This is a genomic window from Parafrankia sp. Ea1.12 (assembly GCF_900465275.1).
In the GTDB taxonomy this organism is placed as follows: Bacteria; Actinomycetota; Actinomycetes; order Frankiales; family Frankiaceae; genus Parafrankia; species Parafrankia soli.
Map to the genome: position 1 here is coordinate 1 of NZ_UBIZ01000315.1, position 24985 is coordinate 24985.

Annotated in this window: 15 protein-coding genes and 1 pseudogene; 6 read left to right on the forward strand and 10 right to left on the reverse strand. The window is 72.6% G+C overall.

The window, feature by feature from the left end; translation table 11 throughout:
* The first annotated feature begins 125 nt into the window (after positions 1-125).
* The 5 genes from FMEAI12_RS16875 (at position 126) to FMEAI12_RS16895 (ending at position 8742) form a co-directional block, all read left to right on the forward strand.
* Positions 126-893, forward strand: coding sequence for a hypothetical protein (locus FMEAI12_RS16875; protein ID WP_112106780.1), 768 nt, complete (start codon positions 126-128; stop codon positions 891-893).
* A 91-nt stretch (positions 894-984) separates the two neighbouring features.
* The gene (locus tag FMEAI12_RS16880; protein WP_112106781.1) at positions 985-1968 is read left to right on the forward strand and encodes a MoxR family ATPase; all 984 of its coding nucleotides are present in this window, start codon (positions 985-987) and stop codon (positions 1966-1968) included.
* The gene (locus FMEAI12_RS16885) at positions 1965-3128 is read left to right on the forward strand and encodes a DUF58 domain-containing protein (protein ID WP_235014081.1); all 1164 of its coding nucleotides are present in this window, start codon (positions 1965-1967) and stop codon (positions 3126-3128) included. The genes FMEAI12_RS16880 and FMEAI12_RS16885 overlap by 4 nt, the downstream gene beginning before the upstream one ends.
* The gene (locus tag FMEAI12_RS16890) at positions 3125-5662 is read left to right on the forward strand and encodes a transglutaminase domain-containing protein (RefSeq protein WP_112106783.1); all 2538 of its coding nucleotides are present in this window, start codon (positions 3125-3127) and stop codon (positions 5660-5662) included. The genes FMEAI12_RS16885 and FMEAI12_RS16890 overlap by 4 nt, the downstream gene beginning before the upstream one ends.
* 89 nt (positions 5663-5751) lie before the next feature.
* Complete coding sequence (locus FMEAI12_RS16895; protein WP_112106784.1) at positions 5752-8742, forward strand: PKD domain-containing protein; 2991 nt, start codon at positions 5752-5754, stop codon at positions 8740-8742.
* A 50-nt stretch (positions 8743-8792) separates the two neighbouring features.
* On the opposite strand, the gene FMEAI12_RS16900 is transcribed toward FMEAI12_RS16895, so the two are convergent.
* From FMEAI12_RS16900 to FMEAI12_RS37190, 9 genes are all read right to left on the reverse strand, one after another.
* Positions 8793-11054 carry a DEAD/DEAH box helicase gene (locus tag FMEAI12_RS16900; protein WP_235014082.1) on the reverse strand — a complete coding sequence of 754 codons (2262 nt, stop codon included), beginning with the start codon at positions 11052-11054 and terminating at the stop codon, positions 8793-8795.
* A complete protein-coding gene (gene brxD, locus FMEAI12_RS16905) occupies positions 11054-12394 on the reverse strand; it encodes a BREX system ATP-binding protein BrxD (RefSeq protein WP_112106785.1) in 1341 nt (446 codons plus the stop codon). The genes FMEAI12_RS16900 and brxD overlap by 1 nt, the downstream gene beginning before the upstream one ends.
* Positions 12391-15366: a BREX-2 system phosphatase PglZ gene (gene pglZ / locus FMEAI12_RS16910; protein ID WP_235014083.1), complete on the reverse strand. Its 2976-nt coding sequence runs from the start codon at positions 15364-15366 to the stop codon at positions 12391-12393. Before pglZ ends, brxD begins: the two co-directional genes overlap by 4 nt.
* Before the next feature lie 2 nt (positions 15367-15368).
* Positions 15369-19256: a phage resistance protein gene (locus tag FMEAI12_RS16915; protein ID WP_112106787.1), complete on the reverse strand. Its 3888-nt coding sequence runs from the start codon at positions 19254-19256 to the stop codon at positions 15369-15371.
* A gap of 185 nt (positions 19257-19441) precedes the next feature.
* Complete coding sequence (locus FMEAI12_RS16920; protein WP_112106788.1) at positions 19442-19702, reverse strand: Txe/YoeB family addiction module toxin; 261 nt, start codon at positions 19700-19702, stop codon at positions 19442-19444.
* Positions 19699-19956 carry a type II toxin-antitoxin system Phd/YefM family antitoxin gene (locus tag FMEAI12_RS16925; RefSeq protein WP_112106789.1) on the reverse strand — a complete coding sequence of 86 codons (258 nt, stop codon included), beginning with the start codon at positions 19954-19956 and terminating at the stop codon, positions 19699-19701. The genes FMEAI12_RS16920 and FMEAI12_RS16925 overlap by 4 nt, the downstream gene beginning before the upstream one ends.
* A 235-nt stretch (positions 19957-20191) precedes the next feature.
* Positions 20192-20626, reverse strand: coding sequence for a ribonuclease HI (gene rnhA / locus FMEAI12_RS16930; protein ID WP_112106799.1), 435 nt, complete (start codon positions 20624-20626; stop codon positions 20192-20194).
* A 262-nt stretch (positions 20627-20888) separates the two neighbouring features.
* Positions 20889-21977, reverse strand: a complete 1089-nt coding sequence (locus tag FMEAI12_RS16935) for a PQQ-binding-like beta-propeller repeat protein (protein WP_160144286.1) — start codon at positions 21975-21977, stop codon at positions 20889-20891.
* 484 nt (positions 21978-22461) lie between these two features.
* On the reverse strand, positions 22462-22686 hold the full coding sequence (locus FMEAI12_RS37190; protein WP_200835313.1) for a hypothetical protein: 225 nt from the start codon (positions 22684-22686) through the stop codon (positions 22462-22464).
* A 387-nt stretch (positions 22687-23073) separates the two neighbouring features.
* On the opposite strand from FMEAI12_RS37190, the pseudogene FMEAI12_RS16945 reads away from it, so the two are divergent.
* Positions 23074-24508: pseudogene (locus FMEAI12_RS16945) on the forward strand (IS1182 family transposase).
* Positions 24509-24550: 42 nt separating this feature from the next.
* Here the strand turns inward: FMEAI12_RS16945 and tnpA are convergent.
* Positions 24551-24967 carry an IS200/IS605 family transposase gene (gene tnpA / locus FMEAI12_RS16950; protein WP_112106791.1) on the reverse strand — a complete coding sequence of 139 codons (417 nt, stop codon included), beginning with the start codon at positions 24965-24967 and terminating at the stop codon, positions 24551-24553.
* Positions 24968-24985 lie beyond the last annotated feature (18 nt).

The window sequence follows — 24985 nt, forward strand, 5'->3', positions numbered from 1 at the left end:
CGCGACGGCGGGGACTCGCCCGGGCTCTCCTGCGACTCTGACTCCACGAACACAAGGATCTCCGATCACCCCTCCGTAGCCAACCCGCACCCGCGAGGGTGTCTCACACGAGTCTGACAGGGAGGGTGATTCTCTACGAACTGCTCGCCGGCCGGCCGCCGTTCCGGGCGTCGCCGACGGAGGCGCAGTCGTTCGAGGGGCTCCGTCGCAGCCATCTGGGTGCGCCGCCGCCACCTCTGCACGGGTCACCCGCACCACTCGGTGCCGTCGTGCTGCGGGCGCTGGAGAAGCGCCCCGACGACCGGTACCGGACAGCGCGGGACTTCTCTGCCGCGCTGGCTCGCGCCACCTACGAGTCGCTCGGCCCGGGCTGGCTGGAGCGCGCGGGCCTGGTCCTGGACCTCGATGACGATATCCGCGCTCTCGCGGCCGGCGAGGAGATCACGCTCCGGGTCCCGGCCCACGGCTCCGGCGCATTCCTGGACGTCGGCGCGATCACGCAGATGCCGGAGGACCCGGAGCGCACAGCTCTGGCGAACCGCATCGAGCCGCCCGCACCACCACAGCCACCACGGCCGCCGACAACCCCACGGCCACCACGGCCACCGACAACATCACCGCCACCGACAACACCACGGCTACCGACAGCACCACGGCTACCGACAGCACCACGGTCGCTGTCGCCGCCGGTACCGCGAGCGCTCGCGCAGCCGGGCGGTGCGGTCCGGGCTCCGTCCGTGCTGCAGCAGGTTGTCGGCGATGAACCGCGGGTCGTGATCCGCACCGGATCCGACGCCGAGTACCGCAGGTTCGGGTACCGGACGGCGGTCGTCGCGGTGGTGCTCCTGGGCGCGCTCTGCCTGCTGGTGGCCATGGTGCTGGCTCTGACCTGATGACGGCTCTGGCTGGATGACGGCTCTGGCCTGGTGATGGTGCGCAGCGGCGGGACGACGTCCGCCGCGTTCGATTCGGGGGGGAAAACCAATGACGGAATCTCTGCTGGACGCGAGCGAGGCGGCCTGGTTCGCCGAACGCGGCGCGGCGCTCGTCCGCAACGTGGAGACGCTGATCCGGGGCAAGACCGAGATCGTGCGGCTCGTCGCCGTGTGCATGGCGGCCGAGGGCCACGTGCTGATCGACGACGTCCCCGGGACGGGCAAGACGTCGCTCGCGAAGGCGGTGGCGAACTCGATCGCCGGCACGATGCGACGCATCCAGTTCACGCCGGACCTGCTGCCCACCGACGTCACCGGCGTGCAGGTGTGGAACGCCGGGGCGAGTGCGTTCGAGTTCCAGCCGGGCCCGGTGTTCGGCAACGTCATCCTGGCCGACGAGGTGAACCGTGCCTCGCCGAAGACGCAGTCGGCATTGCTGGAGGTGATGGAGGAACAGCAGGTCACGGTGGATGGCGAGCCGGTCCCGGTGCCGCGCCCGTTCGTCGTCGTGGCCACGCAGAACCCGGTCGAGCACGGCGGGACGTACGACCTTCCCGAGGCACAGATCGACCGGTTCATGATGCGGCTGACGATCGGCTACCCCGACCACGCTGCCGAGGTGGAGGTGCTGGCGAACCGCCGCAGCGGCCAGTCCGCCGCCACCGTGCCGCCCGTGCTGACCATCGCCGACCTCGAGCGCATGATCGGGATCGCCCGCCGGGTGCATCTGTCCACCCAGCTGCTGGGGTACATCGTGACCCTCGCCGCCGCGACCCGGCACCGACCTGAGGTGCGTCTCGGGGTGAGCACCCGGGGCGCGCTGGCGCTCGCCGCCGCCGCGCAGGCGCACGCGGCCGCCGACGGCCGCACCTACGCGACCCCGGACGACATCAAGGAGCTGGCGCCGTACGTGCTCGCGCACCGGGTGCTGCTGCGCCCCGAGGCCGAGATGTCGGGCCTGCGCGCGGCCGATCTGCTGGGCGAGGCGATCGCCTCGATCCCGGTTCCGAACCAGCGGTTGGCCAGCCGTTGATCACGAGATCCGGCGCCACGATGATCGTGGCTGCGGGGGTGCTCGTCGTCTCCGGGATCCTGCTCGACTACCCGGAGCTGGTCGTTCTCGGCCTGGGCGCGGCGGCGGTCGTGGTCGCGGCCGCCGGCTGGATGCTCGCCCGGCCCGACGTCACCATCGAGCGGGAGATCCGTCCGGACCGGGTTGCCGAGGGCGAGGTGGCACGTGGCGTCCTGGTGGTGACCAACACGGCGCGGCGGCGATCGCCGCCGATCGTCGCCGGCGAGTCCGTGGGCGGGCAGCGGGTCGGGATCGCGGTGGCGAGCCTGCCACCGGGAGGCCGCCAGCAGGCCGAGTACCCGCTGCCGACGACGCGGCGCGGGGTGTTCGAGGTGGGGCCGCTGACCCTCGGGCACGCTGATCCGCTGCGGCTGATGCATGTGCGGCGGGGGTTCCCGTCCCGCTCGGTGCTGCGGGTGTACCCGAAGCTGCTGCCGGTCGTGCCCCTGCCGACCGGCGGCTCGCCGGACCTGGACGGGCCGACGACGGCCGCCGCCGCACCCGGCGGGGTGGCCTTCCACGGCCTGCGCGACTACGTTCGCGGCGACGACCTGCGGCTCGTCCACTGGCGCTCGACCGCGCGGACCGGCACCCTCATGGTCCGCCACAACGTGGTGCCGCGGGAGCCGCGGATGCTGGTCGTGCTCGACACCAGCGCCGCGCCCTACTCTGACGGACCCCGCTTCCGGGACGGCTGCTTCGAGGACGCGGTGCGCATCGCCGCCTCGCTGGCCGCCGCCGCGGTGACGCACGGCTTCCCCATCGAGGTGCGCACCACCGGTGGCCTGCGCGCGGTCGCGGAACGCGGCGAGGCCGCGTCGATGGCGGTCCTCGACCTGCTCGCCGGCGTCGAGACCGACGCGGGCGACCCGGGCCTGACGACACTGACCGGGATGGTGCCCCGCGACAGCGGGGTGGTCCTCGGAGTCGTGACCGGTCAGACCTCCTCGGTGGCAGGCGCCGTGGTGTCGACGGTCCGCCCGCGGTTCGCGATGGTGAGCCTCATCCAGGTCGGTGCGGTGCCGGGACGACCCGGTCCGGTGGTGCGGGGCGCCCTGGTGCTCAACGTGCGCACCAGCGAGGACTTCGTGGCCGCGTGGAACACACAGGTGGCCCGGTGACCGGCCCACCCCTGGAGGACATCTCCGACGAGGCCACCCTGCGACTGCCCCCGCCGCTTCCGGTCACCGGCGCGGACGTCCCCTCGAAGGCCACCTCGCGCCAGCGCACGCCCACGCCCACCACGCCCATGCGCGGCGCACCCGAATCCGATGGCGTGCCCGTGGTGCCGGCGGCATCGGCTGGGACGGTGCGGGGGCACCATCGCGTGCAGGCCGCGGTGATCGTTCTGTTGATGGTGCAGGTGGCGGTGGCCTACCGCGGCTTCTTCGCGGGCACCGGCTTCCTGCTGTCGCTCGGCGGTGCGGTGCTGCTGGCCGGTGTGCTGGCGGCGGCGACGTCCAGCCGGCTCCGGAAGATCGACCTGATCGTGCCGGCCGCCGCCGGCGGCTGGCTGGTGTATGCGCTGGCCGTGCTGTTCGGCGTCGGCGCCCATGGTGGTGCCGGCCCGGCGGCGTTCGCCGGCGCACTGCGCGAAAGCTGGGCGGATCTGCTCACCGTCGGCCTGCCGGCGGACCCGACCGGCGAGCTGCTGCTCGTCCCGAGCCTGCTGCTGTGGGCGGCCACGTTCGCCGCCGTCGTACTCGCCGGCCGCACCGAGTCGGTGCTGCTCCCGCTCCTGCCGACGGTGCTCGCCCAGGTCGCCACCCTGGTCGTCACGGCCGCCGGTGGACGTTCGCAGGTGCCGCTCACCGGCTGCTTCACCTTCACCGCCCTCGTGCTGGTGCTGTTCAGGACGTCCCAGGCCGACGGAACGAGCGCGGGCGCGGGCACCGGCTGGTCGACGTTCGGGCTGCCCCTGGTCGCCGGCGCTGCCGTGGTCGCCACCGTGGGCGCGAGCGTTCTCCCACTCGCCGACGGCGACCAGCGGTTCGACCCGCGGGAGCACCGGACGCCACCGGTCGAGGCGGTGTCGTTGCTCGACCCGCTGGCCCAGGTCCAGGTCCAGCTGCGGGCGAACCCGCCGCGGTCGCTGTTCACCGCAAGTCTGTCCGCCACCGGCGGACGGCTGCCCGTCGACCGGCTACGGATCGCCGCGCTCGGCGACTTCGACGGGGCGACCTGGGTCGACGACGGACTCTTCCTGCGCGCGGGCGGCACGCTGCCCCAGGACGGCCCGGCCGTGACGGCCCCCACCACTCGGGTGGGCCTGGATGTGTCCTTCGAGTCGTGGGGCCAGACGCTGCTGCCGGCGGTCGGTGTGCCGGTCGCGCTGCATGGGCGGGAGGTCTCCGTCCAGGCCGGATCGGGTGCTGTCGCGGCGACGTCCATCCCCCGCGCGGGGGATGGTTACCAGCTCCGCGCCGAGGTCTCCACCCCCGGCGCGGAGGATCTCCGCCTCGCCCGCGCGGCGGTCGGACCCGCGACGGACCACGTGATGGCGCTGCCGCCCGGGCTCGCCCCCGAGTTGACCCAGATCGCCGACGAGGTGACGGGCGCGGCGGCGACGCCCTACGACAAGCTCGTCGCGCTGGAGCGGTACCTGCGTGATCCGCGACGCTTCCCCTACGACGGCGACGCCCGTCCGGGCCACTCCTACGGCGTCATCGCCCGGTTCCTCGGGGCCGGGGGCAGTCCGACGGGCACAGACACCGGCACCGACGTGGACGTGGACGCGGACAGCCGCGGGTATGCCGAGCAGCACGCCGCCGCGTTCGCCGTCCTCGCCCGCACCCAGGGGTTCCCGACCCGGGTCGCGGTCGGCTACCTGTTGGACCAGCAGTCCAGCGACGGCCACGGGGTGTTCCACGTGACGACCCGGCAGGCCCATGCCTGGCCGGAGGTCGCGCTGGAGGGGCTCGGCTGGGTTCCGTTCGAACCCACCGACATCAGCCGGCTCGGGCTCGCCCTACCGCCGGTCGACCGCCCGATCACCGGTGACACCAGCCAGCAGGAGTGGAGCGTGGACGTGGTCACCCCCGTCGTCGTTCCCCAGCTCGACCCGGCCGGCGCGTCCACCCGGGGCGGGCCGGGAACCGGCCGGAGGTGGGCGTGGCTCCGCTACCCGGCGGCGGTCGCCGCGATGGCGCTGCTCCTGCTCGCGCTGGTTCCGGCGGAGAAGCGCCGCCGCCGCCGGCGACGGCGCCGCGTCGGCACCCCGACCACCCGGACCGAAGCCGCCTGGCGGGAGGTCGGCGACCGGCTCGCCGAGCACGGTCTGACCGGCGCCGCCGCGCTCACCCCACGGGAGGCCGCGGCCCGCGCCGGTGCGCTGCCCGACTGCGCCCCGGCGGCGCACCATCTCGGCTCGCTGGCGCCACTGGTCACCAGGGCGCTGTTCGCCGCGGCCGAGCCGGGCGAGGACGACGCCCGCCAGGCCTGGCAGCTGGCCGACCTCACCATCCGCGATCTCGGACGTCGACCTGACCGCCGCTGGCGTGGGCACGGCACACGGATTCGGGCGGCCTTCGACCCCCGGCCGCTGCTGTCCCGCTCCGGCAGGTCGGCATCGTCCCCGGCAACACAGCGGAGATCTTCCCCCGGCACGGTCCGTCCACCGGCCCACACAGCACACGCGGCAACGAGACGACGGTGATCATGCGGAGCCTGAGACTGGCGGCGGCAGGGCGAGTCAGGGCCCGGCCGAGGGCCCGAGCCGGCGTGCGACCGAGGGCGCAAGCGAGTGTGCGGCCGGCGAACCTGCTGCGGCTGACGGTCGCGGTGGCGTTGCTCGCCGGCGGGGTGGTGGTGCTCGTCGGCCAGGCCGGCGGGGTGCCGGGGCGGCTGCTCGCCGTCGAGAACGGCGCGGCCTGGCTGGTGTCGTCCGCGACCGGCCAGGCAGCGCTCGTCGACGGCGCGTCGTCCCAGGTGGTGACGAGGGTCGCCGTCGGCAGCGGAGAACTGACGTCCACGCAGTCAGGGCCGGACGCCTACATCGTCAACAGCACGGCGGGCAGCGTGCTGCGGGTCGACGGGGCGACGTTCGAACCCACCGACCCGGTGCGGTTCGGCACGGGCCAGCGGCGGCTGCGGGTGTTCCCGACCAGCGGCGCCACCTTCGTCGTCGACGAGGAGTCGGGGCTGGTCACGACGGCTGACCCGGGCACGCTGCAGGCACGGGGGCTGCAGTCCGTCGCGGCGCGGGCCGGGTCGGGCGGTGCGGTCACCGACGCCGCCGGCCGGCTGTGGCTGATCGACCGCGGCAGCGGTGATGTCGTCCGGCTCGACGACCGTGGCGGGAAGGCCCGGGCATCCGCCGGTGTCACGGCCGGCGGCCGGCTGGTCCTGGCCGGTGGGCGGCTCACCGTCGTCGATCCGACCGCGCGCACCGTGCGGACACTCGGCGACGGCGGCGAGCCCGGTGCCGGCGCCTGCCTGGAGACGGCGCCCGCCGACAGGTCGGTCGTCGTCGGCGGCGGCCAGGGCAGGCCCGAGGTGTACGCGGTCAGCGGTCAGCGCGGGACGCTGGTGATCAGCGATCTGACGACGGGACGTTGCGACACCGTCGTCGACCTCGCCGCGGCCGGCCATGACCTCGGCGAGCCGCGGGAGGTCGCGGGCCGGTTGTTCCTCCCCGACTTCACCGACGGGCGGGTCATCGTCGTCGACATCGGCCAGCGCCGGGTCGTCGGCCGGCCGGAGGTGCTGCCGGCGGGCACCCGGTTCGAACTGGTCGTGCAGGGCCCGTTCGTGTTCTTCAACGACCCGTCCAGCTTCCGGGCCGGTGCGATCCGCCTCGACGGCAGTACGCGGGTCGTCGAGAAGTACAACCCGGACCGGCCGGGCGCCGGCCTCACCAACGGCGCCGGCAGCGGAGACAACAGCGACGGTGGAGGCGCCGGTGACGGCGCCGACGGTGCGCGGTCCGAAGCGGCCCCGTTGCCGGACACCGCGGCAGCCCCGCCGATCACCCGGACGAAGACGGCACCGGACGCCGTCGCGGTCGACGATCCCGAGGTCACGATCCAGGTGTCGGCGGCCCGGGCGCGGATCGGCCAACCGGTGACCCTGCGCCTCGCCGCCCGGGACGGAACCCGGGTCGCCGGCGCGACCTGGTCGTTCGGCGATGGGACGACCGGCAGCGGCGGGCAGACCAGCCATGCCTGGTCCCGGCTCGGCGAGTATCTGGTCGTCGCGCACGCCACCCTCGCCGACGGCCGGCACGCCACCCCCGCCGTGTACCTCACCGTCGACCGCACCGGCACGCCACCCGTCGAGGGCAGCGTCGAGCTCCCGCCCGGAGTGGCGCCGACCGACCCGGTACCGACGGACCTGCTGGTCGCGCGGCTGGCGGTGACGCCGGCCAACGGCGAGGCTCCACTGCAGATCAGTGCGGACGCCTCCGCCTCCACCGCCGGTGCGTCCCCCGTCGCCGGCTACTCCTTCGACTTCGGCGACGGGGTCCGCACCGGCGGGCCGGGGGCCGCGGCGAGCGCCACCCACACCTACGAGGCCGCCGATCCCGGCGCCACGTTCGTCGTGTCGGTCACCGTGACCGACGAGGCCGGCAACACCAGCCGGGCCAGCCAGCAGATCACGATCACCGAGTCGGGGGCGCCACCCGTCCCGACGATGACGGTGACCCCCGCCGTGGACCGCTGGCGCGTCGAAGCCCAGGCCGGCACCGGTGCCGGCGCCCAGACGGCCCGGTTCGGTCTCACCGCCGACCTGGCGGACGTCGAGGTGACCCCGATGTCGGACACGACGTTCGATGTCATCCCACCGCCCGACTGCGCGCCGTTCACGGTGACCCTCACCGCCTACGCCGCCGACGGCACCGCCACCGCAGCCTCCCCGCAGACGCTCGACCCGCAGACGCTCGACCCGCAGGCCGCGGGCCTGTGCCCCGTCGACAGACCGGTGCTCGTGAAAAACCCCCCCGACGGCTTCGGCTTCAGCATCGCCGTCAAGGACCCGGTGACGGACGGGTCGATCACCTACTCGTGGTCCTACACGGCCGCCGGCGGTGACGACGGCAGCTACAGCGCGCAGGAGCAGGCCAACCAGATCGGCTTCCGCACCACCGACTGCCGCCTGTTCGACGTCACGGTGACGGCGACCGGGCCGGGCGGCACCGCGACCTCGGACCCGGTCACCGGGATGGGCTGCACCGTGCCCGACCCGGTCGTCATCACCCGGTCGGTCATCGGCCTCCAGATCACCTGGACCTGGGTCCTTCCGTCCAACACGCCTGTCGACGGCTACTACATCTCGCACACCTACCCGAGCCCGCAGGGCGCGGATGGCGACGGCGGCTTCACCCCCGACCCGGGGACCTCCTACACCGTCAACGGCGAACCAGGAGGGACCTACGGGATCGGCCTCGAAGCGAGCAACGCGGCCGGCAGCTCGTCAGCCCAGGACGAGGTCGCCCTGCCAGAAGACGGCGACTCAATATCGCCACCACCGGGGGACCCGACAGACGATCCGCCGCCGGATCCGGTCCCGGGCGACGACCCGACCACCCCGCCGCCCGATCCGGTCCCGGGCGATGATCCGACCACTCCGCCGCCCGATCCGATCATCCCGGATCCGACCACTCCGCCACCGGGAGGAGACCGGCCGGAACCGGAACCGGAGCCAGAGAGCACGCCGCCACCGCCACAACCCGCGCCGACGACGGAGCCACCACCGCCGCAGACGGATCCGCCCCCAGCGGCCGCGGCAACCGGCTGACGCATCCCGGCGCCGGTGGCGGGATCGCCGCCACCGGCGCCGGGCGCGTACTACGAATCCCGCCGGCTGGTGTACCACCGGACCGGTTCGGCGAGAACCGCCTTCGCGCTGGACAGGTCGGCCAGGCGGGTGGCGAGGGTGGCTTCGGCCAGGCGTGGGGGCAGGGCCGCGTTGAACTTCAGACCAGCAAGGGCCTGCTCGTCCACATGGGGCAGACAGAGCCGCTTTTCCAGATCCGGAACGGCGGTCTTCCACATGGCTGGGGTCAGGTCAGAACGTAGCCGGATGAATGCTTCGTCGGGGTTCTGGCGGGGGTCGGCGAGGTCGCCGAGGGAGGCGGTGAGGGTGCGGTTGGCGAGGTGGCCGGCCCAGGTCCACCAGCGGACGTCGGCTTCCGACTCGCGCACGATCACGGTGCCGGCGGGGTGAACGAGGTCGGTGTGCTTCTCACGGATCTCGGTCAGGCGGGCGGCGGCGCGTTTGGTCATGGCGACCTGGGGGTCGGCTCCGAGAAGGACTTCGCGTATGGCTCTGACCATGGTGAAGGACAGTGGGGGCAGGGTGCTGGTCCAGCGGGCGCGGCCCCCGCCGTCGGCGGGTTCGACGAAGCAGCGGCGGCGTTTCCAGTCGGTGTGGGTGACACGCCAGCTGCGGCCGGCGAGCAGGAGCAGCCGTGGGCCTTCGACCGGGTCGCACAGGAGCATCGGGTCGGTGCGGCCGATCTCGGTGCGGCCGGAGAGGACGGTGAACTCGGGTGCCGCGGTGAAGACGGCGGTCAGCTCGGAGAAGTGCCGGTGGCCGAAGCGGCGTTCGGCTTCCGGGCCGACGAACAGCATGCCGCCGTCGGAGTCGAGGAATCCCAGGCGGACGAGGTGACGGACGATCGGTTCGGCGGACCGGTCGAAGGGCGCGAGGCCATTCCATTCGTCGGCCCAGAGCCGGTCACCGACCTTGTTCTCCTGCAGGCAGTAGGCGAGCAGTTGCTGGGCGACGATGTGCCGTGGCTCGGGTGGGGCGACGACCGGTTCGACCCAGCCTCGTCCCCACAGCAGCAGCAGACCGGCGGCCTGGACGAGCGCGTCCTCGGTGAGGGTCAGGAACAGGCAGTTGCGGACGGTTCCTGGCCGGCGCCCGGTCCGGCCGAGGCGTTGGAGGAACGACGCGACCGAGCCGGGGGCGTTCAACTGGATCACGCGGTCGAGGTCGCCGACGTCGATGCCCAGTTCCAGCGTGCTGGTCGCGACGATCACGCAGTCGCGGGCCTGGGCGAACGCCTCCTCGGAGCGGCGCCGCTCGTCAACCGACAGGGACGCGTGCGAGAGGAACGTGGTCACGCCGCGGGCGCGCAGTTCGCTGCCGAGCTGTTCGACGAGCTGCTTCGAGTCGCAGAAGACGAGCCGTTTCTCTCCTGGGTGCAGCGTGGCGAGTATCTTCGCCGCGTTCGGCACCGAGCCAACGTAGTCAAGCTCGATCTCGCCCGGCGGCGGACCGGCCGCCGACGCGGTCGCGCCTGACGTGCCGGTCGTGACCGACGTGCCGGTCGCGAATGGCAGGTCGGGCGCGACCACAAGTCCGGGCCGGCGGCCGACGCCGGAGCCCTGGAGCCAGTGGAGCAGGTCGGCCGGGTTACCGACGGTCGCGGACAGGCCCACGACCTGCAGCTCGGGCCGCTCCGCGCCTGAGTCGGCCGCTTCGGCGGTGATGATCCGTCGCAACCGTTCCAGCACGGCCAGCAGGTGCCAGCCCCGGTCGTCGCCGGCGAAGACGTGCACCTCGTCGACGATCACAGTCCGTACGCCGGCGAAGAAGCCGCGATGGTCGGTGCGGACGCTGACCAGCATCGCTTCGAGTGACTCGGGCGTGGTGAGCAGGACGTCCGGCCGTTCGCGGCGGATCCGCTCCCGCCTGCTGGTCGTCACGTCCCCGTGCCAGACGGCAGCCTGGCGCCCGAGCCAGCCGGCGTACGTCTCCAGCCGGGGAGCCAGGTTGTTCAGCAGCGCCTTGAGCGGACAGACGTAGAGAACGGACGTGCCCTGCCAGTTCTCGAACGCCATCCGTGACAGCGTCGGGAACATCACCGCTTCGGTCTTCCCCCCGGCCGTCGGTGCCAGCAGCAACGCATCCGACCCGCCGAGCAGCGGCGCCACCGCGGCCTCCTGCAACGGCCGCAACCCGGGCCACTGCAACGAGTTCACGATGTGGTGCAGCACCACCGGATGCAGCAGGTCCGGCGCGTCCGACGGTGCGGCGTCCGGCGGCGCGGCGTCCGACAGGGCCGTTTCCGACGATGCCGGGTCCGGCCGGTCCGCCATTACAGGTCCAGGTCGATGTCGTCGGCGGACGAGGCGGCCCGTCCCGCGAGGTTGCGTTCCAGATCCGTCATCTCGGCCGTGTTGAGAGTCAGCGGGTAGTCCCGGCGCGGGTCGAAGTCTGCGTGCTGGTCGACGCGGTCGAGAACGTCGGCGACGAGCTTCTTCAGGAACAGCCGTGGCGCGACGCCGACCTTGCCGCCGAGCCGGCCCGCGACCGCGCCGGCCAGCTCGGCGAGGTATGCGTCATCGACCAGCCTTTCGATGCGGGCCGCGGCCTCGGGCGAGGCGCCACCGACGAACAGCCCCCGGACCCGCCCGCCGAGCTCGACGAGCGACGCCTCGGTGAAGCCGGTGAGCCGGAGCTGCACCGCCCGCGGATTGTCGAACCTTGAGTCGGTCGAGAAGTCGGTCGCCAGCCGCTGCGCGAGCGGCGCGAGCCGCTGCACCCCCTGCGGCCCCTCGTAGAACGCGGGTGTTCCCGTGATCACGAGGTGCAGCCCGGGGAACCGGCCGCCCTGCACCTCGTCAATGAGCTGGCGCAGCGAGTTCAGCGCCTTGTCGCGCGCGTCGGACCGGACCCGCTGCAGCGTCTCGACCTCGTCCAACACGACGAGCAGTCCCTTGTACCCGCTGTCGCGCAGCACGACGAGCAGCCCCTGCAGGAAGCCCAGTGCCCCGAAATGGTCCAGGTCGCCACGGACACCGCCGGCCCGGCGGGCACTGGCGGCGACGTGCGGCTGCCCGCCGAGCCAGGCAAGCAGCGCCGACGCGGTCGCCTCGTCACCGGCGACGAGCGCGGACCGGTAACCGCGCAGCGCGGCGGCGAACGCCGGCGCTGTCCGACCGACGTCGAGCAGCCGCCGGTCGAACAGCTCGCCCACTGCCTTCTCCAACGCGGCCGGGTCGTCGCCTGCCATGTCGTCGGCGGCGAGGACGTCCTCCTCCAGCGCGTAGAACCAGCCGTCGACGACGTTGCGCAGCGCGCTCGGCGGGAACGTCGACGTGGCGAGCCGCTCGGTGAGCCGCCGGTAGACCGTTTCCAGCTTGTGCAGCGGCGTCTCGTTCTCCGAGATCTGCACCTCGGCCGTCGCCAGCCCCGCCCGCTTCGCCCGCTCGGCCAGCCACCGGGTGAAGAACGTCTTCCCCGAGCCGTACTCGCCCCGCACCGCCTTGAACACCGACCCGCCCGACGCGACCGCGGCCAGGTCCTCGGCCACGGAACGCTCGAACCTGGCCAGCCCCACGGCCAGCAGATCCAGCCCCGCGGCCGGCACCGCCCCACGCCGCAGCGCGTCCAGGACGTCGCGCCGCCGCGCGGCGCTGACGGCGGCGCCGGTCACGCGGGCAGCCCGAACTGCTGGCGCAACAGGTCCACGTTGAGCCGCAACGTGTGCCCGTCGTCGAGCGGCTCCAGCACCGGGTAGTTGTCGACGTTGAAGACGCGTTGCAGGTTGACGGCGAAGCCGGCGGCCCGATGCGGCAACTCCCCGGCCCGGTCGGCGACGACGGTGGTCGCCAGCGTGCCACCCGCGTCGAGCAGCGCTCGCACCGCCGCCTCGACCTTCTCGACCGGCACCCGCCGGGCCAGGCCGCTGAGCTGGGATGGGAACAGCTCGCTGGCCAGCAGCGCGGCGACGAGCACGTCGACGCCCGTCGCCGGCGCGGCCTCGGCTGGCACTGGCGACGCGGCCGGCGACATGGCCGGCGACGCGGCCGGCGCCGCCTCCTCCGGCAGGTCGAACAGCGCGGGGCCGGCCTGCGCCTCGGCCGCCCTGGGCCGCCTGCGCGGCTGCGCCGCCGGCGCGACGACGGGAGCGGCGTCGGCAGGGCGCCGACCGACGAGCACGGTGTCGCCGCCGCCGAGCCCACCGAGCAGGTCCTGCTGCTCCAGTGACCACCAGCGGGGCCGCTGGTCGGGCAGCAGCCGCCAGCCCGCCGGCACATCGCGGCTCGTCGACGCCGCCGACAGGCGGAACGGCAGGAACGCCAGCACGGGCACGGTCACCTCCGCGGCCGACGCGCCGCCGTGGTAGCCGCCCTTGCGGCCCCGGTAGTGCAGCTCCGGGTCCCAGAGCGCGACGATCCGCTCGCCGGGCACGAGCACCCGCGACCCGGTGAGTGCGACCTCGCCGTCACGAACATCCGGGGAGACACCGTCAACCGGGATGCGGTGCCGAGCCGAGATGGCGTCCTCGGCAGCCAGTGCCGACGCGCCGTGGTCGAGAACGTGGCCGTGGTCGCTGGTGAGGATCACGGCCCGGCCCGCGGTCCGCGCGTAGCGCAGGATGGTGCGCAGCTTGCCGACGTCGGCGAGGCTCCAGCCGCCGTCGTCGCGCTGCCGGCCGGAGTCCAGCAGGTCGTCGATGGTGTTGATGACGACGGCGACGAGCGGGGTGTTCGAGGTCAGCTCGTCGCCGAGCTCCCGGTCGAGCGCGGAGCCCGGCGTGCCGTCGAGGTCGGCGTGGTGGAACAGCCGGACCGCGCGCCGCCGCCAGCGCGGGTGAGCCTCGAACTCGCTCTTCTCCTTCGCCTTGTCGCCTGTGAGGAGGCGCCCGGCGAGCAGCGAGGCACGCGACCTGTCCGTCACGGTCGGCAGGACGGCCAGCGCGGTCCGCCGCCGGGCGGCGCCGCTCGCGCTGTCGCCGAGCGGGTCGCATTCCTCCCACCGCTCGCGGCGCAGTGCGGCGGCGAGCTGGATGGCGACGGCGGCGCTCATCCCGTCGAGCACGACGAGCAGGGCCTTGCCCCGGGCCGTGACGACGGGGGCCACCACGCGGTCGAGGACCTCCTCGATGCCCAGCGGCGCGCCCTCGGCCTCGCTCGGCAGGCGGCCGGTCGTCGTCCAGTCCGCAAGCAGCCGGGCGAACCGGGCGTCGAGGGCATGCCGCCGCCGGAGCGCGGCCCGGTACAGGTCGCCGTAGACGGCGCCGACGGTGGGCGACGGGTCGCCGACGGCCAGCTGCCCGAGTGCCACGTCGGCCCAGGCCGCGTCGTCGAGATAGCCGTCGAGCGCGGCGGCGAGCGTGCCGGGGCCGTCCACCGGCCGGCCGGCGAGCCAGCCGGCGACACGGGCCGCCATCTCGGCCCGCTCGACCTGCCCGGCCTCAGGGCCGGCGAGCAGATGCGCCCGCAGGGCGTCGACGGCGGACGCGACCTCGCGGGCCGAGCTCTGCAGGAACGTGTGGTGTACGCCGGAGTCGGCGGCAGCCAGAAAACCGCGCAGTGTCGTGGCGACAGCGGACAGCCGGTCGTCGAACCCGGCCCGCAGGATGTCGCTGGTCGCGCCGGCGGCCCGCGCGTCGAGCTCGTCGAGCAGCCGGTCGGCGGTGTCCAGTAGCCCTGCCAGGTCGTCCGGCGTGTTCATCCCGGTGCGGACGGCCTCACGGACCGCGTCGGCGAACCGGCGCATGGTCTGGTCGTCAAGCTGGGTGTCGCCGAAGTAGCGTTCCACCCGGCCCTTCGCCCGTTCGACGGCCGCGGCTTCCAGGCCGGCGCGGCGGCCGTCCCTCCCGGGCCACAGGCAGTCGCAGACCAGGCCGAGGGCCAGCGAGCGTTCGCCGTTGCCGGCGGCGACCAGCGTCGTCAACGCGCGCCCCGCGTGCCCGGTTCGCTCCCGCAGGAACGCGGTGATGCCGGCGCGCTCGTCGTCGCCGAGCCGGCGGAACGCCTCGGTCGCCCCGGGAACCGTCGTCCAGCGCAGCAGCGTGGCGATGTCCAGGTCGGCGGCACCGAGGCCCAGCTCGGTCAGGCCGAGCCGGACGGCGGTCAGCTCCGCCAGCGCGTCCTCGAGGCTGAGGACACCGCCTGGCCGGCGCGGCCAGCCAGCCGCCGGGCGTGCCTCCAGCAGCGCCTGCGCCATCCACCGGTAGGCGTGGGCGTGCAGCCGCGGGTCGAGCTGGGCGGCGCCGAAGTCCTCCAGGACCGCGTTCCACGGCTCGATCACGTCGACTCGCTGGCGGTGGACCTGAGCGAGCACGGTGTCGCCCAGGGTCTCCTCGTCGGCGTCGGTGAGCAGCACGAGCCAGCCCTCGGGCACCGGCTCCCGTCCCCAGCGCGCGATCTCCTCGAGCACACCGAGCGGGGAGACGCAGGCGATCACCCGGATCGGCCGACCGCCGACCAGCAGCTCGCTGGGACCGGGCCACTCGGGCTGCGCCCGCACCAGCAGGATCCGCGCCAGCAGGATCCGTGCCCGCTCGCCGGCGCCGGCCGGCCCGCGCAGCAGCCGGGTGACCCGGTTGACCAGCATCGCGCTCGTGACCAGCGGCGCCGGTGTGCCGGAGCCCACCGGCCCGGCCGCGGGTGACAGCACGCTCACCGTGCCGGGCGCCAGATGATCTCGATCTCGCCGGGCTGGTCACCGACGTATTCACGGACGGCGGCGAAGGCCCGGTCCAGCTCGGCGGGCCGCACGCGCCACTGCCGCTGGGCCGGGGGACTGGTTCCCTGCCCGGGATCCGCCGTGCCGTTCCCGCCGATCACCTCCGACGGCTTTCCGGTCTGCGATTTCACCTCCGGCTGCGGAGTGGGGTCGGAGCGACGCGGTTCGACGTGTGGCGCGCTGACGGCCCGGCGCATGAGCTGGGTCGCGTCGGCCCGGGCGTTGCTCAACACGCCGGCGAGCGGGGTCGTCAGCTCGTCGGCGGCGCCCGCCTTCCGGACGCGCCCGAGGATCTCCTGGGCCTCCGTCCGGTAGGGCTCCTGCAGGGTGGCGATCATGCCGAACATCTCACCCCACGGGGCGGACGTGACAGCGCCGGCGACGGCCGCGGCGCGGCTGATGCTGAGCGCGAGCCGCTCCGCCGGACCCGCGAGATCGGCATGCGCCAGCCGCACGACGATCTCCGTGCCGGCCTTCGGCCCGTCCAGGGCCGTGACGAGGTCGTGGGCGGCCCGGGCGGTCCGAAGGCGTCCCGTGGTGGCTCCGGCGGGCTCGAGGGCACACCCGGTCCGTGGATCGAGACCGAGATCGGAGGCGTGTGCCTCCAGCGCGGTCACCAGGTCCCGTGTCGCCGTGAAGTGCTCCCGGGCCTTCTTCGTCAGCTCCTCGGCGAATGCGCGGATCAGCCGGCCGCGCCGCAGCGGCGGCGGCTGCACCCCGAAGAGGACCTGAGCCCGCTGGCAGGCGGCAGTCCAGTCCTCGGGAGCCGGTAGTGGCTGCTCGCGCAGCGTCATGTCCTTGATCCCGGCCGTCAGCTCGGGCGGGGCGGGCAGGATCCCGCCGTACCTGTACCAGGCGCGGTCGGTCTGCTCGGCGAACGCGTTGACGATCAGCGCCGCGACCGGGCTGTCCAGGCCGCGGGGCTTCGGCTCGTCGATCCACGTCAGCAGGTCGGCCACCCGCAGCTCGCCGTCCGCACCGCCGGAGCCGCCGGTGCTACCGGAGCCGCCGGCCGCGGCCTGCGCCGCCTTCCGGGTGAAGTGGTCGACCCACTCCCGGCCGAGTTCGAAACGCGCCTCGTGCATGGTCCCGAGGCCGAGCGCCGGCGCGATCCGCCGCATCGGCAGCCGGTCGCTGCGGATGACCTCGACGGAGTTGCCGTCGGCCTCGGCCGCCTTCGCCACGTAGGAGAGGACGAGCTTGAAATCGGCCGGCCTGGCGGGCTGGCCGGTCTGGTCGGGGTCGAGGTCGGGGTGGCCGGGGAACTGGTCGGCCAGCAGATCCCCGGCGAGCCGCCGCGCGGCTTCCCGGAACGTCGCCCCGAAGGCCAGCGTCGGGGTGAGCCCCGGCCACAGGGCACGCAGCCAGTCCGAGTAGTCGGTGACGTCCTGCTCCTCGCGCTTCGCCAGCCCATAGGCCATGCGCAGCAGGGTGCGGGTCTTCGTCAGCAGCGCGTCGTACCGGCTCTTCAGCACGCCCCGGGCGCGCTGCCGGTCGTCGGCGCTCAGGTGCTGGGCGTGGCTGTCGAACCGGTTCCGGTTGAGCAGGTGGTCGAGCCGGACGAGCATCCCGAGATCGGCGAGCCGGGCGGCGGTCAGGTCCGCCGGGATCCAGCAGACCGTCCGGTGCGGCGTCCCACCGCCACGCAGCCGTTCGACCCGGGCCCGCGCGTCCACCGGCGGCCGGCCGGCGTCGTCGAACGGATAGTCGATCACCAGCCGCCACGACTCCGGATCGGCCGGTTCCAGCTGGTCGTCACGCAGCTCCGAGCCGCGCAGCGAGCCGAAGACGACCTCGGCGGAGCGCCTGGAGCCCCGCCACACCAGGTCGAGGCGGTCGCCGTAGGCGTCGTCGGTGACGGTGACGCCCAGCTCCTCGCCGAGCAGCCTCCTGACCAGAGCGCGGCGGTTGCCGCCGCCGTCGTAGGCGATCGTCTGGCTGAGGATGCCGTCGATCTCGACGTCGACCAGCTCCAGGCCGACGCCCGGATCGCCGCCCTCGACCGGCAGGAACTTGACCTCGCCGAACTGGCCGGCCCAGCGCTCGACCTTCTTCCCGACGACGCCGGCCTCGCCGCCCGGGATCGGGCTCGTGATGCTGCCGTGGTTGAGCGCGGAGAGCCGCCGCGGCGTCAGGTTGCGCAGCGCCGGCACGCTCGGCGCCAGCGCGGAGAGCAGCAGCGTCTTGACCAGCCGGTCGTCGGCGGTGAACCGGCGGACCTTGACGGCCAGCTCCCCGTCGACGGCGGCGCCGGTCGCCTGGCCGCGGCGCACCCGGGCGAGGACGTCCTCGTCGAGGCCTTCTGCGTCGAGCAGGTAGGGGCGCAGCTTGCGGTTGTAGAGCCGCTGCGCCGCCTCGAACTCGACCTTGAGCACGTCGGTGAACGGGGCGTCCCCGCCCCGGGTGATGACGTCCCACAGATCGCCCAGCGGGATGACCTGGCCCAGGCGCAGCTCGTCCCGCTGCGCGACGAGCAGCTGGCGCATGAGCTTGAGCGCGGTCCGGTTGCGCTGCAGGGCGGAGGAGACGTGGACGAGCGTGTCCATGAACGCCGGGCTGAACGGGTAGGAGAGCCTGAACGCGTCCCGGTCGGCGCCGAGCTGGGCCCCGCCGCCGAGCATCGTGTCCCACACCTCGGCGCGGACCTTCGCCGTCGTCTCGAACGCCTTCTCGATCCGGGCCGCCGCGGCGGTGTCCTTCGCGCGCAGCAGCCGCCGGTTGGCGATCAGCGGCAGGTTCCGGTCCTCCAGGATGATCTTGTCGAAACGGCCGTCGGCCAGGGTGAGCACGTCGAGGAAGCTCAGCCGGACGTCGCCGGCGATCGACTCGCCGACCAGTTCCCGCAGGTCACGCTGCCGGGCGATGAAGCTGACGACCGGGATGGGCCGGGCGCCGAGCCCGCCCTCGACGAAGTTCGTGACCTTCTGGACCTCCCGGGAGACGAACGCCTGGTCACCCATGTTGTTCGCGAGCCAGAGGATCAGCTCGTCGAGGAACAGGACGACCGCGTCGTAGCCCAGGTCCTTCGCGTGCCGGGCGATCTCGCTCAGGCCCTGGTCGAGGGAGATGAAGCCCTCGGCGTCCTCGCGCAGGTCACGGTAGGTGTTCGGGAACCAGGTCGAGAGCAGGTCGGAGGTGAGCCGGCGCCGTGCCGCCGCGTCCGCGCCGGTCGGGGCCAGGGCCGCGTCCAGCTCGGCGGCCGTCCAGGAGGCGTCGTCGCCCCACTCGTCCTCCTCGGCCTCCTGGCCTCCGCCCGAGCCTGCGCGGTTCAGTTCCGTGAGGAAGGCCGCGTCGCCGACCTTCGCCCGCAGGCCGCGGGCCTCGTCGAGTAACGCCTCGGCCCGGTGCACCGCCGGGATCGGCGCCTCGGGGTGCAGCGCGCGCAGGCGGTCGGCGTAGCCGCCGAGGACCCGCTGCTCGATGGACTTCGCGCCCAGCATGTGGAACGGGACGAGCAGGAACTTCTTGCCGGCCAGGTCGCCGTCGTGCTTGCCGAGCACGGCGGCCAGGTCGTCGAGCGCCCGCGCGGCGGGCTCGCCGCGCAGCAGCGCGTGCAGCACCGCCATGAAGTGCGACTTGCCGGAGCCGAACGAGCCGTGCAGGTAGACGCCCTTGGACGCGCCGGTGCCCACCGCCTGCGCGATCAGCCCGAGCGCCTCGTCGAAGTTGTGCACCAGCCGGTCGGTCAGCACGTAGTCGCGCATCGTCGCGGCCGCGTCGGCCACACCCTCGGTGAGCTTGAGGACGAAGTCGCTGTCCGACGTCCGCTCCGGGATGTCGATGACGTCGCGCAGCAGCGGCTGAGACGACGGGCTGGTCATACGGCCCCCGGAGTCGGTCGTGCGAGTACTGGTCTGCGAGTGCGTCGGGCAGGAACGGCGCTCGCCGGATCCGCCCGCATACGGATCGTACGGACAGGGTGTGTCAGGTTGCACGAACCCGCCGAGTGCGGCGGGCACCTCGACCGCGGCGGCGTCCGGGCGTCGGAAGGAAGCGGTGGGCTCGGCTACTGATAGTGGTAGCGGCAGGAGATGATCGTGATCTGGCCGGGCTCGACCGCGTAGACCAGGCGGTGTTCGTCGTCGATCCGTCGTGAGCGCAGTCCCGCGAGGTTGTTGCGCAGCAGCTCGGGCTTGCCGATCCCCTGCCCTTCTGGATCGCGTTTGATGTCCGCGATCAGGGCGTTGATGCGTTTCAGTGTCCTGCGATCCTGACCCTGCCAGTAGAGGTAGTCCTCCCAGGCGTGGTCGGTCCAGGCCAGCTTCACTCGTCAGGGCCCAGCGGGCGTTCGATCGCGTCGCCTGCGCGCCACTGCTCGACGCTTTCCGCCAGCCGCCGCGCGTTCGCGGGCGTGCGCAGCAGGTAGTTGGTTTCCACGATGGCGTCCCAGTCTTCCTTGCTCACCAGGACCGCGTTGCCCCGTTTCGAAACGATCTCCACCGGTGTGTGATCGGTGTTGACCTGTTCGATCAGGGGAAAGAGCGTCTTGCGTGCCTCGCTGGCACTGATCGCCGCGACCATCTGGCCACCTCCCGAGGATCCAATCGTACCGGATATGGTACCAGCTCGGGTGGCCTTCGTCGGCTGACCGCGTCCTCGGCGAGTCCACTCCCCGGCCTGGGGCGGGTCGGCCGCGGACCGGGAGCGGTCCCCGAGCTGCACGTGGAGTACCGACGGGCGCTCGCCCCAGCCTGCCTCGCACTGTCTCGGCAGGTAGGGACACGCCTGGGGTTCCAGGTTCACGACCGGCTGCGGATCAGCCAGGGCGTCGGCGGGCTTCGGACAGTCCGCGGTTCGCGAGCTGGTCGGCGAGCTCGTTGCCGGGATGGCCGGTGTGTCCGCGTACCCACAGCCATTCGATGTCGTGCGCGCCCACGGCGGCGTCCAGGCGCTGCCAGAGATCCACGTTCTTGACGGGTTTCTTCTCTCCCGTCCGCCAGCCGTTCTTCTTCCAACGGGCCAGCCATCCGCTTATGCCGTTACGCAGGTACTGGCTGTCGGTATGGATACGCACAGTCGACGGGCGGGTGAGGGCCTCGATCGCCATGATGGCCGCGAGTAGCTCCATGCGGTTGTTCGTGGTGTCGGCAGGCTCACCACCACAGATGGTTCTCTCATGCCTGCCGTAACGCAGGACCGCACCCCATCCGCCGGGCCCTGGGTTGCCCTTGCAGGCGCCGTCGGTGAAGATCTCGACGACGGCTGCACCGTCGCCGTGCGGTTTGCCGTCTCCGCTGGCGGCTCCCGCCGATCGATCCACGGATATGGGCGACCGGAGCACTACGGGTGGCTTCCGCTCGACACCGTCCGTGATCTGCTCGTTCTGATCGATCAACCGTTGCCTCCAGCCCCTCGGTGGAGGCCAGGGAACACCCCACGACGCGAGTTGTTCGCGGGTCCAGCCTCCTGCCGGCGTTCGCGCGGCCCTTACCCGTCTCATGGGATGAGAGCCGTCAGCCGTCGGCGGGAAACGCCCAGAGATCTGACTCGTTCGGATCCAAGGCGAGGCCCACGTTACCGTTCACGATGAAAGGTGCGGCTCCCGGTGCGGTGGCTCGGTCCTTTCCGGTCCGGGCGTCGAGGATGACCGGGCCGCTCCGCGTCGTTCCATAGACCGCGCCGTGCCAGGCGCTGGTGATGGTGGGTGCCACCCTGTTCGCATCGCTGTCGGGGAGGCCCCACAGCCAGGAGCCCGTAGTGGTGTCGAACGCGGCGGCCCATGGGCTACCGAAGAGCCCCTGATAACAGACGGTCACCGAAGCGGCGTCATACTGGCAGTTGACGCCGTTGTAGCTGCCGGTTCTGCGGTCCTTGACCGTCCCGGTGGCGGCGTCCAACAGACTGAGGAAGTTCTGGCTTCCCAGCGTCTGCCCATAGGCAACAACGAGCGATGGACCGCCGGGAAAGATGCTGACGTCGTGCGCGCTCTCGGTGTTCGTCCAACGAACGCCGCCGTCGGACAGGGACAGCCCGGAAACCTTGGCCGGAAAGGACTCCGACGGGACCTCGCCGACTGCGGTGTCGCCGGCGACGACGCGTGCGGCGAAGTCGTCCTGCCTCCAGCGGATCTTTCCGCTGGTCGCGTCGATGGCATAGGTGGTGGCGTCGGGCGAGTCTCCGAAGCGTGAGACCCGGACGAGCACGGTGCGTCCATCGCTCCAGACCGGTGCCGCAGCCAATGCGCCGGATGTCTGGCTCGCCCACTGTTCCAGCGGAACGGTGGCGCGCGTGACCGGCCGGGCGCCAGGTGCCTCGATGCCGACGAGTTCGACGCTGCGATGACCCGGTGTCGTCCCGCTGCCGGGTATGTCGACGATGAAGGCGGCATACACCCGTCCGCTGCCTGACTCAGGTCTGATCGGAGCACCGAGCTGCTGGCCGGTACGTGTCTCGACGACGAGAAGGTGGTCGGTGGCGGCGATGTAGGCGACCGTGCCGACGAGAGCCACCGGAAGGGGCCTTCGTAGGTCGCCGCCGATGCTGAAGGCGCCCTCGCTGGCCTCATCCGGCAGCATTGCCGCGGCGTCCCGGTTGAAGTGCACCGGCGGGTCGTAGCTCCGAGCAGGAGGAAGTGGCCTGTCGGTCGTCGGGGCATCTGCCCCGGCGCCGCCGCGGGACGGACTGGGGTGCTCGATGTCGAAGCCGCCGCCTCCACAGGCGGCCACGAACATGAGTACGCAAGCGATCGATGCCAGTAGCCGAGCGGAGCGGCGCACCGTGCCCGCGCTCCTTTCGTCGGTGAGAGCGACGATGTTGAACATGGGGAGATTACCGCAAAGCGTTGCCGGATGGTTACGTTCTGAGGGGATCTGACGGCTGGGCTGTGACCGACCTGGCCCACGTTGATCGCTCCAGCCGCCGCTTCCGCCCCATCGAGATCCAGGCCGGCGAACTCACCATCACCGCCCCATCACCGCCGCCAATCCGCTACTCGACGCCCTCGACAAGATCGATGGATGTGCTCTGGCGCAGGCGACCTGCGGCGTCTGGCACGATTCGTGCCGCGCGGCCGCGTCCTGCTCGGCGCTATCCCCGGAACAGGGTGACCGGGCGGCCGGCTGGGCTGGTTGTGGCGGTGATGGTCGTGCGTTCGTGGATGGTGGGAGCCGTCGGCCGGCGGTCGAAGAGGAGCAGGGCGCCGGTGTCGAGGCCGAGGCGGTCGAGGTAGCCGTCGAGCTGGACGAGTGCGGAGGCGAGGGGGTCGGCGTCGCCCGCGGCCCACGCCGTACTCGCGCAGGACGGTGCCACCACCGTTCACCACCCGCTGGAGGTACGCCTGGAGGACGAGATGGGGAGCGGCCTCGTGGTAGATCTGCTGCGAGACGAGGATGTCGCCGGTGGCCTTCCAGAAGGCGGCGAACCCGGTGAGCAGACGGATGAAGTCCATCCGGCCGTCGGGAAGCACATAGGCGCGGGGCCGGGGGACGTCGGTGGCGTAGTCCAGGACGCCGTCGGTCAGGGCCCGGACGATGACTGAGATTCGTAGCGCGCAGGCCCCGTCCTTCAGGACTCCGTTGCCCAATTCGGTCATCCGGCTGGGCGTCAGGGTGGGGGTCCAGCGACTGCGGTGGTTGCCGTGGGCGAGGGTGACGGCACGGTAGGTGATGACCCTGTCTGTCTGGCGAGGTGAGGTGTGCCGTGTCGTTGCAGCCACAGCCGTGGCCGGAGGTGCCCGCAGCGACCGCGAAGGTCGCGCGGAAGGCGTTCCGTAAGGGGACGCTGGCGATGAGGATCCGTGACGAGCTCGGGCCGCTGTTCGCGGACGAGCAGTTCGCCGCGGCGTTCGCGACCCGGGGCCGGCCGGGTCTTTCGCCGGGCCAACTCGCGCTGGTCTGCGTGCTGCAGTTCGCCGAGAACCTCTCGGACCGGCAGGCGGCACTGCAAGCGGCGGCCCGGATCGACTGGAAGTACGCCCTCGGCCTTGAGCTTGACGACGCAGGCTTCGACTACTCCGTGCTCAGCGGGTTCCGGGCGCGGCTGGTCGAGCATGGCCTGGAAGCCACGGTCCTCGACCTGCTGCTCGCCCGGCTCTCGGAGCTGGGGCTGCTGCGCGCGGGCGGGCGAGCCCGCACGGACTCCACCCATGTGCTCGCGGCGGTGCGTTCGCTTGTGGTTGCGGGAGGTCCCCGCCGTCGACGTCCTGCGTCTCGCGTGGGTCCAGCAGTACCACCGCACCGAGAACGCCGACGGCGGGATGGAGGTGGCCTGGCGGGAGGACAAGAACCTCCCGCCAGGCAGGCTGCGGCTGGCCTCGCCCTACGACCTGGCCGCCCGTTACGGGGTCAAGCGTGGGTCCGGCCGGGTCGGCTACAAGGTCCACCTGACCGAGACCTGCGACGACGACACCCCCCATGTGATCACGAACGTGGAGACGACCGACGCGACCGTGACCGACCAGGAGACGACCCCGGTCGTGCACGGCCACCTCGCCGGCCGCGGGCTGCTGCCCGCCGAGCACGCCGTCGACACCGGCTACACCTCCACCGAGCTGTTCCTGACCAGCGCGGCCGAGTACGGCGTCGAACTGGTCGGCCCGCTGGGGGTGAACACCTCCTGGCAGGCCCGCACCCCCGACGCCTTCGACCTGTCCGACTTCGCCATCGACTGGGACCGCGAGCAGGTCACCTGCCCGAACGGAGCGGTCAGCAGCAGCTGGCGCACCGAGAAGGCCCGAGGCAAGCCCGCCCTGAAGGTCGGCTTCCGCAGGAAGGACTGCCTGCCCTGCCCACTGCGCGCCCGGTGCACCTCCTCGGCAACCAACGCCCGCAAGCTCACCCTGCGACACCGGGAACAGCACGAACTGCTCGAACGCCTCCGCGTCGAGCAGGCCACCGACGCCTGGAAGAAGCGCTACGACCGCCGGGCCGGCGTCGAGGGCACCATGCGCCAGGCCACCGCCGTCACTGGTATCCGCCACGCCCGCCACCACGGCCAGGACAAGAACCACCTCGCCCACGTCCTCGCGGCCACGGCGGTCAACATCGTCCGCCTCGACGCGTGGTGGACCGGCACCCCGACCAGACGAACCCGGACCACTCACTTCAGCACCCTCGCCTCGACGGCCGCAGCATGACCGAATTGGGCAACGGAGTCCGTCAGGGCGGGGATAGCGCGTTCACGCCGGGCGGCGCTGCCCCTCGATGTACTCGCGCAGTACGGACGGCGGCGTGCCGCCGGCCGACACGGCGAAGTACGACGGGGACCAGAAGTGGCCGTGCAGGCTGTGCTGGTTCACGTGGCCGGTGAACTCGGAGCGCAGTAGTCGCGCCGAGACGCCCTTCAGCGAGTTCACGAGCGCGGACACCGCGACCTTGGGCGGGTACTCGATCAGCAGGTGCACGTGGTCGTCGTCCCCGTTGAACTCGACCAGGAGGGCGCCGAAGTCGTCGCAGACGTCTCGCATGATCTGTTCGCAGCGTTCGGTCATCTCGGCGTTGAACACGCCCCGCCGGTACTTCGTCACGAAGACCAAGTGGACGTGAAGCGCGGATACCACGTGTCTGCCACGGCGATATCCGTCGTCTGTCGTCATGAGACCAAGTGTATGATG